This is a genomic window from Streptococcus mitis, from assembly GCF_002096925.1.
Taxonomy (GTDB): domain Bacteria; phylum Bacillota; class Bacilli; order Lactobacillales; family Streptococcaceae; genus Streptococcus; species Streptococcus mitis_AF.
In genome coordinates this window covers 103,003-118,252 of the sequence record NZ_NCVN01000081.1, presented here as the reverse complement: position 1 = coordinate 118,252, position 15,250 = coordinate 103,003, and the positions used below count along the sequence as shown (strand labels likewise).

The 15,250-nt window shown below is 40.3% G+C and carries 14 protein-coding genes and 2 pseudogenes; 10 read left to right on the top strand and 6 right to left on the bottom strand.

All coding sequences use genetic code 11. From position 1 onward, the window contains the following. Positions 1–103: 103 nt before the first annotated feature. Positions 104–1,177: a DUF2974 domain-containing protein gene (locus B7692_RS08965; RefSeq protein WP_084930476.1), complete on the bottom strand. Its 1,074-nt coding sequence runs from the start codon at positions 1,175–1,177 to the stop codon at positions 104–106. 155 nt (positions 1,178–1,332) lie between these two features. Between B7692_RS08965 and B7692_RS08960 the strand changes: the two genes are divergently transcribed. The 8 genes and pseudogenes from B7692_RS08960 (at position 1,333) to B7692_RS08920 (ending at position 7,191) form a co-directional block, all read left to right on the top strand. Beyond that, complete coding sequence (locus B7692_RS08960) at positions 1,333–2,010, top strand: response regulator transcription factor (RefSeq protein WP_000548990.1); 678 nt, start codon at positions 1,333–1,335, stop codon at positions 2,008–2,010. After that, entirely contained in the window at positions 2,003–2,977 is a 975-nt protein-coding gene (locus tag B7692_RS08955; protein WP_084930475.1) for a sensor histidine kinase, read from the top strand. Before B7692_RS08960 ends, B7692_RS08955 begins: the two co-directional genes overlap by 8 nt. A gap of 74 nt (positions 2,978–3,051) precedes the next feature. Continuing rightward, positions 3,052–3,330 (top strand): annotated as a pseudogene (locus tag B7692_RS08950) (ABC transporter permease); the annotation flags it as partial. A gap of 142 nt (positions 3,331–3,472) precedes the next feature. After that, positions 3,473–4,522, top strand: a complete 1,050-nt coding sequence (locus tag B7692_RS08945; RefSeq protein ID WP_004255628.1) for a DUF389 domain-containing protein — start codon at positions 3,473–3,475, stop codon at positions 4,520–4,522. A gap of 717 nt (positions 4,523–5,239) precedes the next feature. Further along, entirely contained in the window at positions 5,240–5,542 is a 303-nt protein-coding gene (locus B7692_RS08935) for a TMEM175 family protein (protein WP_004240734.1), read from the top strand. After that, positions 5,467–5,808 carry a hypothetical protein gene (locus B7692_RS08930; RefSeq protein ID WP_000397556.1) on the top strand — a complete coding sequence of 114 codons (342 nt, stop codon included), beginning with the start codon at positions 5,467–5,469 and terminating at the stop codon, positions 5,806–5,808. The genes B7692_RS08935 and B7692_RS08930 overlap by 76 nt, the downstream gene beginning before the upstream one ends. Positions 5,809–5,821: 13 nt before the next feature. Continuing rightward, complete coding sequence (locus tag B7692_RS08925; protein WP_001253404.1) at positions 5,822–6,145, top strand: potassium channel family protein; 324 nt, start codon at positions 5,822–5,824, stop codon at positions 6,143–6,145. Then, the gene (locus B7692_RS08920) at positions 6,142–7,191 is read left to right on the top strand and encodes a DUF389 domain-containing protein (protein WP_084928276.1); all 1,050 of its coding nucleotides are present in this window, start codon (positions 6,142–6,144) and stop codon (positions 7,189–7,191) included. The genes B7692_RS08925 and B7692_RS08920 overlap by 4 nt, the downstream gene beginning before the upstream one ends. Positions 7,192–7,354: 163 nt before the next feature. Here B7692_RS08920 and thrS read toward each other — a convergent pair whose 3' ends face one another. Continuing rightward, complete coding sequence (gene thrS, locus B7692_RS08915) at positions 7,355–9,298, bottom strand: threonine--tRNA ligase (protein ID WP_084930474.1); 1,944 nt, start codon at positions 9,296–9,298, stop codon at positions 7,355–7,357. A 995-nt stretch (positions 9,299–10,293) separates the two neighbouring features. Here thrS and B7692_RS08905 point away from each other — a divergent pair. Next, positions 10,294–11,136: a metallophosphoesterase family protein gene (locus tag B7692_RS08905; protein WP_192855499.1), complete on the top strand. Its 843-nt coding sequence runs from the start codon at positions 10,294–10,296 to the stop codon at positions 11,134–11,136. Positions 11,137–11,211: 75 nt separating this feature from the next. Then, the gene (locus B7692_RS08900) at positions 11,212–11,649 is read left to right on the top strand and encodes an Rrf2 family transcriptional regulator (RefSeq protein WP_084930472.1); all 438 of its coding nucleotides are present in this window, start codon (positions 11,212–11,214) and stop codon (positions 11,647–11,649) included. A gap of 110 nt (positions 11,650–11,759) precedes the next feature. Here the strand turns inward: B7692_RS08900 and B7692_RS08895 are convergent. The 4 genes and pseudogenes from B7692_RS08895 to B7692_RS08875 all read right to left on the bottom strand — a co-directional run bounded on the left by B7692_RS08895 (position 11,760) and on the right by B7692_RS08875 (position 15,248). After that, a pseudogene (locus B7692_RS08895) lies at positions 11,760–12,950 on the bottom strand (ferredoxin reductase family protein). A gap of 144 nt (positions 12,951–13,094) precedes the next feature. Next, complete coding sequence (locus B7692_RS08885) at positions 13,095–13,754, bottom strand: amino acid ABC transporter permease (RefSeq protein ID WP_000443882.1); 660 nt, start codon at positions 13,752–13,754, stop codon at positions 13,095–13,097. A 9-nt stretch (positions 13,755–13,763) separates the two neighbouring features. Beyond that, positions 13,764–14,441 (bottom strand): amino acid ABC transporter permease, encoded by a 678-nt coding sequence (locus tag B7692_RS08880; RefSeq protein WP_084886699.1) that lies wholly within the window; start codon positions 14,439–14,441, stop codon positions 13,764–13,766. Positions 14,442–14,453: 12 nt separating this feature from the next. Continuing rightward, a complete protein-coding gene (locus tag B7692_RS08875) occupies positions 14,454–15,248 on the bottom strand; it encodes a transporter substrate-binding domain-containing protein (RefSeq protein ID WP_084886697.1) in 795 nt (264 codons plus the stop codon). Positions 15,249–15,250 lie beyond the last annotated feature (2 nt).

Here is a 15,250-nt window from a genome sequence, read left to right as displayed (position 1 = left end):
TATTAAACACCACGGTTTGGTATTGTTCGCCTTCATTATAGGCTAAACTTCTTTTTCTGTCATGAGTTAGCAGGATCTGCCTGCTTGGAGTTTTTTATGTGGATTATCTATTTTTCCAGGCTTGGTAACGGGTATCAATTAATAATTGGGTGAGGCGTCCCATGGTTTCCCTTTCTTCTGGAGTGAGGGATTGAGCTTGGACGAAGAGATGACGAATGTGTTCAAGCGCCTTTAAGGAAGACAGGTCATTGATGGAGCTAATCCCAGCATCTAGAATGGTGCCAAAGAAGAGGTCGAAGTAGAGCTGGAGTTCTTCATCAGGGACTGTGGCCACCCACTCCTTGAAGGTTGTGTCGACTTGTTGGCTATCACTGTTGGTCTTATCCAGTTGGACGAAGCGCTTGTCCTCAATCTGCCAACTAAAGGTATCGTGCTGGGCGATACCACCCAAGGCAGTACTGTGCACGATGATTTGGTGGTTAGGGATTTCCATCATCATACCGATAATAGACCCTTGTGGGATGAAGACCTCTGTTCTATCCATTATCCTTTGATAGCCCTCGGTTTGTGTCAGTTCTTTGTGGAGACCAGGCGCATCAAAGGTATAAACTGCTGTAATCTGATCTTGCAAGTTTTGCTCAATTTGACTAGCAGCATAGATGGCTAGATTTCCTCCCTTGGAATGCCCAGCCAGAATGACCTTTTGATTAGGATGGAGGGCAAAAAAGTTCTTTAAATAGCGAAGAGCGTGCTTTTGAGCAGGAATTTCCTTCATATAAGTCAGGTGAAAATCTTCCTTCCAGCCAATGATACTGTCATCTGTCCCACGAAAGACAATCAGATAGGTATCGAGAGTGAGGCGGTAGGTCATAGCCGCAAATTGCTTTTGCAGCTCAGGGTCGATGTCGTTGATAAAATGGGAGAGCTTGCAATTTTTGAAGCGTTTGTGTCGAGCTAATTCATCCAATAACTGGAGGCGATTTTTACTGGTCAACATGTTAGGTTCTCTTGGAACCTGAGGTGCCAGGTCTAAAAGTCGCTGAGGAGCTGTGGAGACCAGATTATCAAAGGAGAGGTAGGTGATTTCTGTTAAGGCTAGAATGTCTAATTCATTCAAAGGAAGGTCGTAAAAGGAATCGTGTGCGACATCTTTCAGATAATCAAAAATATTGGCCATAATAGCTCCTTTCTTTTTATTTATCTTATCAAATTTCCCTCAAATTAGCTAGTAGGATTGTCTTGCTTTGTTGGCTAAAAACAAGCTATTTCAAATTCAGTTTCAGACCTTCTAGCATGGAAAAATCTGTTATAATAATAGAAAAGGAGGGGCGCATGCACAAGATTTTATTAGTAGAAGATGATCAGGTTATTCGTCAACAGGTCGGGAAAATGCTCTCTGAATGGGGATTTGAAGTGGTGCTGGTAGAAGACTTTATGGAAGTTTTGAGTCTTTTTGTCCAGTCGGAGCCTCATCTGGTCCTCATGGATATTGGACTGCCCTTGTTTAATGGCTATCACTGGTGTCAGGAAATTCGCAAGATTTCCAAGGTCCCCATCATGTTTCTGTCTTCGAGAGACCAGGCTATGGATATCGTCATGGCAATCAACATGGGGGCGGATGACTTTGTGACCAAACCTTTTGACCAGCAGGTTCTTTTAGCCAAGGTTCAGGGCTTGTTGCGCCGTTCCTATGAGTTTGGGCGTGACGAGAGTTTACTGGAATACGCTGGTGTTATCCTCAATACCAAATCCATGGATTTACATTATCAAGGGCAAGTCTTGAATTTGACCAAGAATGAATTCCAGATTTTACGCGTTTTGTTTGAGCATGCGGGTAATATCGTAGCGCGTGACGACCTGATGCGAGAACTTTGGAACAGTGACTTTTTCATTGATGATAATACTCTCTCTGTCAATGTGGCTCGTTTGCGTAAAAAGTTGGAAGAGCAGGGCTTGATTGGATTTATCGAGACCAAGAAAGGAATAGGGTACGGATTAAAGCATGCTTGATTGGAAACAATTTTTTCTAGATTATTTGCGCTCCCGTAGTCGTCTGTTTGTCTATCTGATTTCTTTGACGTTTCTGCTCTTACTTTTTCAGTTTTTATTTGCCAGTTTAGGAATTTACTTTCTCTATTTTTTCCTCTTGTGTTGCTTTGTAACCATCTTATTTTTCACTTGGGACATATTGGTGGAAATGCAGGTCTATCGTCAGGAAATTCTCTATGGGGAGAGGGAAGCCAAGTCTCCTTTGGAAAGAGCTTTAGCAGAAAAATTAGAAGCGCGTGAGATGGAACTCTATCAGCAGAGGTCAGACGCAGAAAGAAAACTGACGGATTTGCTGGATTACTATACCTTGTGGGTCCATCAGATTAAGACCCCCATTGCAGCCAGTCAACTCTTAGTTGCAGAAGTAGCTGACCGCCAACTGAAGCAGCAATTAGAACAGGAAATTTTCAAGATTGACTCCTATACCAATCTAGTTTTACAATACCTGCGTTTAGAAAGTTTTCATGATGATTTGGTCTTAAAGCAGGTTCAAATTGATGATTTGGTCAAGGAAATAATTCGTAAATATGCTCTTTTCTTTATTCAAAAAGGCCTAAATGTCAATCTACATGACCTTGATAAAGAAATCGTGACGGATAAGAAGTGGCTACTAGTGGTCATTGAACAAATTATCTCAAATAGTCTCAAGTACACCAAGGAAGGTGGTCTGGAGATTTATATGGAAGGCCAGGAACTCTGTATCAAGGATACGGGAATCGGGATAAAAAACAGTGATGTCCTCCGAGTCTTTGAACGTGGTTTCTCAGGATATAATGGACGCCTAACCCAGCAGTCATCTGGACTTGGCCTCTATCTATCTAAGAAAATTTCTGAAGAACTGGGGCACCAGATTCGTATCGAGTCTGAGGTCGGAAAAGGAACGATAGTAAGAATTAAGTTTTCCGATATGAATTTGATAATTGAGTGAGTATGATAGATAAGAGCCCAGGATAAGACAACTGGGCTTTTTATCTTTAACTGTATATCTGAGTAAATTATTTTATCTACTATAAACAAATCTCTGAGGGATATGAAGACCACGAACGAAAAGGTAGGTCTAGATCAAAAGCAGATTAAGCAAACCAATAACAAGCAAATCTTGACAGTTTGCTTCCTTCCTGTAATTTTTGCATTTCTCCATTGGCCTTTGCTTATCATATGCTTAGTTTTGTTCTAGAGGTCATTGAAGTAGTCGATGCTACCATGAGGTTGACGATAAGTTTCTCCATCTGTTCAATTGATAGATTTCTTCGGGGAAAGACTGTAAAATTTTTGATATAATGTTAAGGATGGACTAACGGATACTTAAAGGATAATTTTCAAAAGAATAACAGGTGAGAAGAAAAATATGTAAGATTGGACAGAAGTATCTCTACCATCATCCATGCAGAAACAAGATTATATGAAATAAAAGGAGTAACCAATGACCGGAAACTATTCAACACGTGAATACCGTGAGAAATTATATGATGATCTTCATGTCCGATTAAGAGATACAGTGATTTTGATGTGTGCGATTTTTATTGCCTCTATCGGCCTAAATATGAATTCAACGGCTGTCATTATTGGAGCCATGCTGATTTCCCCTCTTATGACATCGATTGTTGGACTCGGATTTGGTTTAGCTATTTTTGATACGCGTTTAATCAAGCAATCTTTAGAGGTTTTATTTACTCAAATATTGGTCAGTTTGCTTGTCTCGACTTTGTATTTCTGGATTTCTCCCTTATCTTATGCAAGTAGCGAGTTGATTGCACGAACCTCTCCAACCATTTGGGATGTTCTCATTGCTATCGCGGGTGGGATAGCAGGTTTCATTGGTTCAAGGAAAAAAGAAGCAAACAATATCGTACCAGGAGTAGCCATTGCAACAGCTCTGATGCCACCTATCTGCACTGCAGGATATGGTTTAGCTAATGGAAATGTACGATTTTTATTTGGGGCTCTTTATCTTTTCTTGATCAACTGTGTCTTTATCATGCTAATCAACATTGTTGGAACAAGAATTTTTATGAGAAAATCTCCCTTAAGTTCATTTAATGAGCTAAACATTAAAATGAAAATTGGGTTGATATCCTTGATTGTATTATTGGTCCTTCCAGCCAGCTATTCAGCAGTCACTCTGACGATGGATCAAGCGCGAAAAGAAGGGATCAAACAGTTTGTAGAAAATGAGTTCGCCAATCATACGGTCATTAATCAAGTCTACAAGTCAAGTAGCAATGAATTAGTCTTGACGGTTGTTGGAGATCCGATTTCAGAAGAAGAATTAGAAACACTCCACCAAAAACAAGCCTCTTACGGTATTCAATCTGTTCAATTGAAAGTGAATCAAGTTCAGAACTCGCCAACATTAGATAGTGAAGCGACCAAGGAATTTTATGAAAACATTGACAAGTATATTGATCAAAAACTCTCTGAAAAAGATTCACAAAACGATCTCGTAAAAGAAAATGAAGCAGACAAGGATTGAGGACAATGAACTGAATCGGTTTTTACGCCGTGTTTTTCTTGTATCTTCCTCTTTCTTACTTATAGCAGGTTGTTTTTGCTTGAATAAGAAATAAATTAGAAGTTCTATCATCTAAGAAAAATGATGAAAAAAATCATTTAACTAATGGTGTGAACGTTTAGTGTTTATCAGCTCCATTCTCTGTAATTTTGGGGGTAAAATCCACACCATTTAGATAAAATTAGTTGAATTTGATTGGAAAAACGCTTTTATAAAAGCGGAGAAAAGTCTTGATATTACGCTGTTTTTAGTCCAACTGAAATTCATACTTTCCAAACCAGGCTTGAAAAAAGCTCGTAAAGCATCACAATTTAGTAAACGTTAAAACTTATTTAAACTTATTGAAAGCATTTCGTATCAAAAATACGGGATGCTTTTTCTGTTCACCCCAAATTTTTGTAACTAGGTGATACTTGAAATTAATACAAATTTGGTTGTTTTTGATAAATCTAAGCAACACTAAATGATGAAGTGAAAGGGGATGAATCTTTGATAGTATTCATTTATTGTGAAATATGATATACTTATTAATTAGATGGATGAATACTTCTAGAGTTAAATATAGCATAATAGGGACAGACTTTTTGGTTTATTTTTGTTTGTAGTCGGATTATGAAAGAATATCCAATATTATGCGATAAGATAGAATGTTACAAAAAAGAAAGGGGATGCAATCCGATGAAGAAAGACAGATTAATTGTATTGACAGATGCTGTTCTAGCAATTATTATGACCATCTTGATTTTAGAGTTAGAAAAACCAACAACACCAAGTCTTGAAGCTTTTTGGGATTTACGGCAAAATTTCTTTGCTTGTTTTCTTTCCTTTTTCTGGTTGGGATCGTTATGGATGGCACTAAACACATTATGGGAAAAGGTTGAGAAAATTTCCTCAGAAATTATTTGGTGGAATTTGTTTCTACTCTTGGAGCGGCAGGAGTTCTCTTTGGAGAATTTCATGCCATCCAAGATACCAGTCTGAATGATGTGGTGGACCGGATCTATATAAATGTCAAGGATTTACCGTTTCAGTCCTTGGGAGCTTTAGCTAATATCCTGTCTGATGTTAAGAAGGGACTGATTCAAGACAGTCATATCTGGTCTTTCTTCCAGTCATTTTTCAAACAATATCAGTTGATAATCAGCTTAAATCAGATCTATCAGTTTGTCTATCTTTCTCTGATGGAGATCATGTCCTATCTTCACTTTGATTATTGGAAAAAACGGCTCGGTCAGGAGCTAGTATGAATAAGGAGAACAAATGAGACGTTTAAAAATGTTATGGCATATTATACAGGTTACGGGTTTTACTCGGTTTGCTCTGAGTTTTGTGACCTTTGTTTTTGGGTCAGGAGGCGTGCTTTTCCTAGTTGAACCTGCTATCACAAATTACGGAGACGGTCTTTGGTATGCTTTTGTGACTTCGACGACTGTCGGCTACGGGGATCTCCTAGCTGTGACCTTGATTGGAAGGATTACCAGTGTCTTCTTGACGATTTATGGGCTCATATTTTTTGGCTGTTTATCAGCTGTTATTATTAATTATTATACCGATTTAAATAAGGAAAGAGGAGAGGACAAATGACTGCCAATTATTCAACACGGGAATACCGTGAGAAATTATATGATGATCTTCATGTTCGATTAAGAGATACAGTGATTTTGATGTGTGCGATTTTTATTGCCTCTATAGGTTTAAATATGAATTCAACAGCTGTCATTATTGGAGCCATGCTGATTTCCCCTCTTATGACATCGATTGTTGGACTCGGATTTGGTTTAGCTATTTTTGATACGCGTTTAATCAAGCAATCTTTAGAGGTTTTATTTACTCAAATATTGGTCAGTTTGCTTGTCTCGACTTTGTATTTCTGGATTTCCCCCTTATCTTATGCAAGTAGCGAGTTGATTGCACGAACCTCTCCAACCATTTGGGATGTTCTCATTGCTATTGCTGGTGGGATAGCAGGTGTAATTGGGTCAAGGAAAAAAGAAGCAAACAATATCGTGCCAGGAGTAGCCATTGCAACAGCTCTGATGCCACCTATCTGTACTGCAGGATATGGTTTAGCTAACGGAAATGTACGATTTTTATTTGGGGCTCTCTATCTTTTCTTGATCAACTGTGTCTTTATCATGCTAGCCAACATTATTGGAACAAGAATTTTGATGAGAAAATCTCCCTTAAGTTCATTTAAAGAGCTAAATATTAAAATGAGAATTGGCTTGATCTCCTTGATTGTATTATTGATTCTTCCAGCTAGTTATTCAGCAGTCACTCTGACGATAGATCAAGCGCGAAAAGAAGGAATCAAACAGTTTGTAGGAAAAGAGTTCGCCAATCATACGGTCATTAATCAAGTCTACAAGTCAAGGAACAATGAATTGGTCTTGACGGTTGTTGGAGATCCGATTTCAGAAGAAGAATTAGAAACGCTCCACCAAAAACAAGCCTCTTACGGTATTCAATCTGTTCAATTGAAAGTCAATCAAGTTCATAATTCGACAAAATTAGACAGTAATACGACCAAGGAATTTTATGAAACCATTAACAAGTATATCGATCAAAAACTCTCTGAAAAGGATTCACAAAAAGATCTCGTAAAAGAAAATGAAGCAGACAAGGATTGAGGATATTGACCTTATCCAACTCATGAAAGCAAATCTTGGGAGGATATCATTTGTTGTTGTTTTACCAATCACTACTAGCTAAGATTAAATAAAATATAAAAAGCAACAGCTGAAATAGTTGTTGCTTTTTAGGTAGCTAGGATTTTATCCCAGGTTTTATCTCTTATTTCTCAACGCGTGATTTGTTGGCGATATCAGCTAGGATAGCTTGAACAAAGTCATCAACTGAGACAGTTTGTGTTTCTTTTTGACCATAACGACGAACGTTGACTGTTCCGTCTTCCATTTCCTTGTCTCCAACGATTAATTGGTAAGGAATTTTGCTGGTTTGTGAAGCACGGATCTTGAATTGCATTTTTTCATTGCGCTCATCTACATCAGCACGGACACCATGGTCACGGAGTTTCTTAGCTACTTCCCATGCGTAGTCTACGTGTTTCTCGTTAGAAACTGGGATGAGGGTTACTTGGTGTGGTGCAAGCCATGTTGGGAAGGCACCCTTGTAGTTCTCAATCAAGATAGCAGTGAAGCGTTCCATAGTTGAGATAACCCCACGGTGGATCATAACTGGACGGTGTTCTTCACCATCAGCTCCGATGTATTTAAGGTCGAAGCGCTCTGGAAGCAAGAAGTCAAGCTGGATAGTAGAAAGGGTTTCTTCTTTACCAAGGGCAGTTTTAACCTGGATATCCAATTTTGGTCCGTAAAAGGCTGCTTCACCCTCAGCTTCAAAGTAGTCAACACCCATTTCATCAAGGGCTGCACGAAGCATGGTTTGTGCATTTTCCCACATCTCATCGTTGTCAAAGTACTTGTGAGTATCTTGAGGGTCACGAAGAGAGAGGCGGAAGCGGTATTCAGTCAAGTTGAAGTCTTCATAAACATCGATAATCAACTGAAGGGCACGTTGGAATTCCTCTTGGATTTGTTCTGGAGTTACAAAGAGGTGACCGTCGTTGAGTGACATTTCACGCACACGTTGAAGACCAGTGAGGGAACCAGATTTTTCGTAACGGTGCATCATACCGATTTCAGCGATACGGATTGGCAATTCGCGGTAAGAGTGAACATGGTGTTTGAAGACTTGGATGTGGTGCGGACAGTTCATTGGACGCAGGACAAATTCTTCCCCGTCACCCATGTCCATAGTTGGGAACATGTCTTCTTGGTAATGATCCCAGTGACCAGAAGTCTTGTAAAGCTCAACAGAAGCAAGTGGTGGAGTGTAGACGTGTTGGTAGCCTGAAGCTAGCTCTTTGTCTACGATGTAGCGTTCCAATTCACGACGAATAGTCGCACCATTTGGCAACCAGAATGGAAGCCCTTGACCAACCTCTTGAGAAATCATGAAGAGATCAAGCTCTTTACCAAGTTTACGGTGGTCACGTTCCTTAGCTTCTTCACGCATTTGGAGGTAGTTTTTCAAGTCTTTCTTGTCAAACCAAGCTGTACCGTAGATACGTTGCATCATAGCGTTGTCGCTATTTCCACGCCAGTAAGCACCTGCTACATGGAGAAGGTGGAAGATTTGGATACGACCTGTTGAAGGGACGTGTGGGCCACGGCAAAGGTCTACATACTCACCTTGACGATAGATAGTCAAACCACCTTCGTCTTCTGAGTGTTCTTCAATCAATTCCAACTTGTAAGGGTCGTTCTTGAAGATTTCACGTGCCTCGTCTTTAGTCACTTCTTCACGGATTGATGGGAAGTTTTCTTTGACGATTTTTTGCATTTCTTCTTCGATACGAGGAAGGTCTTCGTTAGAGATTTGACCAGCAGTGTTGTCAGTATCGTAGTAGAAGCCGTCTTCGATGGCTGGACCAACTCCCAAGTGAATGTCTGGGAACAGACGACGAGCGGCTTGGGCGAATAAGTGAGCAGCTGAGTGACGCAAGATTGGAAGGGCATCTTCGTGATCAGGTGTCACGATTTCGATGCTTCCATCTTCAGTGATAGCACGAGTAGTGTCGATGAGTTTGCCGTTGAATTTACCAGCCAAGGCCTTTTTAGCTAGGGAATTGCTGATTGATTGAGCAATTTCAAAAGTAGTAACGCCGGATTCGAATTCACGAACAGCGCCATCTGGGAAAGTAATGTTAATCATGATGTTCTCCTTAAAAAATGATTATATTATATAATTGAGGTTGAAGAAATAGAGAATTCGTTATTTACAAAGAATTATAACAACTGATTATCTAAACAAATGATAGTTTAACTTTCTTATTCTAAAGATAAAGAAAGCTGTAGAAATGAATAGATAGCATACTAAGGAAAGGATAAGAGATAAGTATTGCTCTTCAGTCATTTCACCTCTCATGTATATCCTTAGTGGATAGTTTCTTATAGCATTAACCAAATAAATACCAGCAGTTAGGCTTAGGAAATATCCCGATAGGATGAATTTCTTTTTCTTAAAAAACATTAAGATACCAAGAAAAGGAGCAAGAAATGGCAAAAGAGGAACAAATGCAAAAAATGAAAAGACAACAATGTACTCCAATCCCCATAGACTGAGAGTTTTCATTAGCCATAAATAGACTATAAGGAAGGTGCAGGGAGTCACTCAAGACAATGATTTATTCATATCAACCTCCATCTTCTTTTCTTAGCTATGTTTCATTTAATCTGGCAATATTTCTATTCTCCAAACAAAAAGCGACATCCTCGAAAGGACGTCGCAACGTGGTTCCACCTTCATTTATGTTCCTCAAAAAAGAGGGACACCTCTGATTGGCTCTAACGTGGCCACCGTTTTATGTTTTCATAAAAACTCAAGAGTAGTATCAGTTTAGGCTCTCTATGCGTTTCCAGCAACCACGCACTCTCTAGTAGAAAGGGACTAAGTGACTTGTCTCTATGGATTATTATAGCATGATTGTGAGATTTTTCAAGATATTTGTAGATTTTTTTGAATTTTCTTCATTGAAAGAGTGCTTGCTATGCTTTGTTAGGAGTAATGTGAAATCATCTTATTGATAGGCCTTGACAATGATAAAAGTAGTGTTCTGGATTTAGTAAGAGCGGGCTGAAGAACGCTATTATACAGTATTTTTTGTTATAATACTAAGAAGAAATATAATAGGAAACGAGGAGATGGATATGACGAAAATAGCTCTTCTTTCAGATATTCATGGAAATACCACCGCTTTGGAGGCTGTTTTGGCAGATGCGCGGCAGCTAGGAGTGGATGAATACTGGCTTTTGGGTGACATTCTCATGCCAGGGACAGGGCGTAGAAGGATTTTGGACTTGTTGGCTCAACTACCGATTACGGCTAGAGTTTTGGGAAACTGGGAAGACAGTCTTTGGCATGGTGTCCGTAAGGAATTGGATAGTACTCGCCCCAGTCAACGCTATCTCTTGCGCCAGTGCCAGTATGTTTTAGAGGAAATTTCCCTAGAAGAAATTGAACTGCTCCACAATCAACTACTCCAGATTCATCGTCAGTTTGGGGCTTTGACGGTGGGAATTAGCCACCATCTTCCTGATAAGAACTGGGGGAGAGAGTTGATTCATACTGGAGCGCAAGAGGATTTTGACCGCTTGGTGACCAATCCCCCTTGTGATATTGCTGTTTATGGTCATATTCACCAGCAGTTGCTTCGTTACGGGACTGGTGGGCAATTGATTGTCAATCCAGGTTCGATTGGGCAACCTTTCTTTCTAGATGCCCAGTTACGGAAGGACTTGCGAGCCCAGTATATGATTTTAGAGTTTGATGACAAGGGCTTGGTAGATATGGACTTCCGACGGGTAGACTACGATGTGGCAGCTGAATTGCAGTTGGCTAAAGACCTCAAACTTCCCTATTTTGAGGTTTATTATGAAAGTCTGGTCAATGGTATCCATCATACTCACAATCAGGAATTTCTGAGAGAATTGGCCCAGAAAGAGGGCTATGATAGGGGATTAGATGCCTGGTTGAAAGGTGGTAATGATTGACATTACAACTAAAAAGAGTATAATAAAAGAAAAAGAAGAGTAGAGGCAGGGATGCCTCGCAAAAAGGAGAAAAGGATGCAAATTCCAAGTAGATTTACCATTGCGACTCATATGCTGATAATTATCGCCCTCGAGGGGAAGGAAAACAAGGTGACCAGTGATTTTCTGGCTACTAGTGTCGGGGTCAATCCTGTCATTATCAGAAAAAACTTGTCCCAGTTGAAGAAGGCAGAGCTGATTTCAGTAGCGCGTGGAACAGGTGGGACAGAGATTGTCAAGGACCTCAAGGACATTAGTCTTTTAGATGTTTATCAGGCGGTTGAGTGTCTTGGAAAGACTGGTCAACTCTTCAGTTTCCATGACAATCCAAATCCAAATTGTCCAGTTGGAGCTCATATTCATGATGTTTTGGATCAAAAATTGGAGAGAATCCAGCTGGCTATGGAGGCTGAACTTGGTCAGACTAGTTTAGAGCAAGTTGTGGCCGATGCAGAGAGTCAAATGAAGGATTAAGAGGGATAGATGCCTGCAAATGAAATGTCAAAACACTGCTAGAAATCTGGCAGTGTTTTTTGAGATTGCGTCGAAAAAACTCCTGGGAAATTCCAGGAGAGTATGAGTGGTTATTTGAACTTGAATCCTTCGTAAATAAGCTCTGCTTTTGGATTTTGTTTCTTAATCTGTTTGGCAAGTGACTTCATCATAGAAAGAGGACCACACATATAGACGCTCGCATGTTCGGGTACTTCTTTTTGTTCAAAATTAAGATAGGCGTCTTTCCTACTGTCTACTAGATGGAGTTCAAAATTAGGATTTTTCTGAGCATAGTCATGGAGCAAATCTATATAAACTGCATTTTCCTCTCCACGGAAGCTATAGTAGAAGTGAACCCGTTTATCTAAAATAGGATGTTCACGGATGTAAGAGATGAAGGGGGTAATCCCAATACCTCCAGCAATCCAAACCTGATTTTCTCGTCCTTCTTCTATAATCATGTGCCCGTAAGCTCTGTCTAGTGTTACTTTGCTGCCGACTTGAAGATTGTCATAGATATTCTTGGTATGGTCACCTGAATTTTTAACAGTAAAGTAAAGAGTTTGACCATGGCCTCCTGAGATAGAAAAGGGATGCGGAGCACTTTCAAAGCCTTCTTGGAAAATCTTTAGGAAGGCAAATTGTCCTGATTGATAGTCGAAAGGTCTGCTAAGATGGATTTGAATTTCTCTAGTATCGTGATTCAAGCGTTTGAGATTGGTAATTTTCCCTAGATAGGGGAAGCCAATCTTTTGATAAAGGAGGATGATATAAAAACCAGCCAGTAATCCTAAAAGGGCATAGCTACCAACAAGAAAACTTAGAATATTAAATGTGAGAAGACGATTGCCCATCATCATGTAGACATGAAAGAGTCCGAAAATATAGGCTAGGTAAACTAGACGGTGAATCCATCGCTAAGCTTCGTATTGGATGTATTTGCCTAAATAGGCGACAAGGATGATACTGATAAAGATATAGATGGCAAGATTGCCAAACTGAGCAGCTAAACGAGAGCCCCACAAACCGCCCATACTAAAGTTATGAAAGATTAGTAGAATGATGGATAGAAAGGCTGTGAATTTGTGGACGGTGTAGACCTTCTTCAAACCGTGAAACCAGTTTTCTAGTAGTGGGAGATGAGTGGCTAGAATAAAAGTCAGAGATAGGCTTGTTAAAGCTAGTCCTGGAATCATGAATTGGGTAGAAGTGTTCATCCAAGTCAAAATAGTCAAGACAAAACTAGCTATGATAAAGAGTAGTCCTTTGAGTGATTTCATAAAAAATTCCATTTCATTAAGATTTTGATTTGTTGTAAATAAATTTGTTACATTTTATCATAGAAAAAGTATGGTGTCAAATTGAGGTCTATAAATATCTACTCTCATCAAAAAAACTCTCCAATTTAACTGGAGAGTGGTTGTTTATTCTGCAGCTTGTTGCCAACGTTTTGCTAGCATATGAGATAGGCTCGAAATTGCTAGGTTGAAGCTGAAGTAGATGAGGGCAATCAGGATATAAAGACTAAACACTTGCTCTGGTTCGAAATAACGGCCCATGAGAATTTGGCTGGCTCCAAAGAGTTCTTGTAGGGCGATAACAGAGTAGAGGAGGCTGGTATCCTTAATCACGGTTACAAACTGAGAAATGATGGCTGGCAGCATTTTACGGATTGCTTGTGGGAGAATGATGTGGTAGAGGATTTGGGCTGATGTAAATCCTTGTGACATTCCTGCTTCGTACTGGCCTTTGTCCACGGCATTGAGACCGCCTCGGATAATCTCAGCCAAGGCTGCTGATGTAAAGAGGGTAAAGGCAGTGATTCCTGCTGGTGTGGATTTCATCTTGAACACTAAAAAGATAGTGAAAATCCAGAGGAGGTTGGGAACGTTACGCACAAATTCGATGTAAATGCTGGAAATGATGCGCAAGATAGGATTTTTCCCATTTCTCATGACTGCTAGAACTGTACCGATAAGTGTAGCGAGGACGATGGCAATCAGAGAAATGTAGAGGGTCAAGCCAAATCCTTTAAAGATAAAGACTAGGTTATCTGGGGTCAAAACTTCTAAAATGGATTCCATAGTAACCTCCTAAAGTGAATAGGCTTTTTTATTGGCTTGCTCCATTTTGCGACCAAACTGGGCAACAGGAAAGCAAAGAGAAAAGTAGAGAAGGGCAGCTCCTAAAAATGCTGGAATGTAGTTTCCGTTAAGTGCTGACCAAGACTTGGTCACAAACATCAAGTCCACTCCAGAGATGATAGCGACGGTGGAGGTGTTTTTGATGAGGTTGACGATTTGGTTGGTCAAAGGAGGAAGAATGATACGAAAGGCCTGAGGCAAGATAATCAAGCGCATGGCACTGATAAAGGTAAAACCTTGCGACAAGGCGGCCTCCATCTGACCACTAGGAATAGACTGAATACCTGAGCGAATAACCTCAGCGATATAGGCGCCGTGATAGAGACCCACGCAGAGAACAGCTGTCCAATAAATCGGAATCATGATGGTATGGTCACTGATAAGAGGTAGACCATAAAAAACGATAACAAACTGCACCAAGAGGGGAGTGTTTTGGTAAAACTCCACAAAGATGCGAGCTAAAATGCGCAAAATCGGACGTTTACTGGTTGACATGGCTCCAAAGAAGATGCCCAAAACCATGGCTAGGATAAAGGATCCGATAGCTAGGGCAAGAGTGAAGAGGAAACCATTGAAAAATTGTCCAAAATCCTGAAAATAGGCAGTCCAAGATGATAAATCTGTCATGGGGTGTCCTCCTTAATCTGCAGTATGGCTGGATGGTTTCAGCTTGTAACGGTCATAGAGTTTTTGCAAACTGCCATCCTTGTTCCATTTGGTGACCAAGTTATCGAGATAGTCGTTGAGCTCGGTATTTGATTTCTTGGTGACGATACCGTAGTCAGATGGCTTGAAACTATCATCTAGTAGTTCTGTGCGCTTGCTGATGTAGCCAGACAGAATCGAGCGGTCAACGGAAAAGGCATCGATACGATGAGCGTGTAGGGAAGTAATCAATTCTGGGTAGGAACCAAGTTCGACGAATTTAAAGGTCAGGCCTTTCTTTTTACCCAGTTCAGTAATCAGGCGCTGAGTAATGGAACCTTGGGCAACTCCGATGGTTTTGCCATTTAGGTCCTCAATCTTTTTGATTTTGGCAGATTTATTGACCAAAAAGCCAGAAGCGTCGGTGTAGTAGGGGCTGGTGAAGTTGTAGAGTTTTTTGCGTTCGTCTGTGATGGTAAAGGTCGCGATATCCATATCGACCTGTTCATTGTCTAGGAGTGGTCCACGGGTTTGTGCGGTAACAGGCACATAGCGAACCTTGACCTTGAGCTCATCTGCTACCATCTTGGCCAAGTCGGTTTCGATACCAGAATAGGTTCCTGTCTTGGGATTCTTGTAACCGAAATTGGGAACATCTTGTTTCACACCGACAACCAGCTCGCCTCTCTTTTGAATGTCTGCGACACTGGTATCAGCCTGAACTGGTTTTGCAGTAGCAAGGCCGAAAAGGCTAATCAGTAATGCTGATAAAAAGAATTTCTTTTTCATAG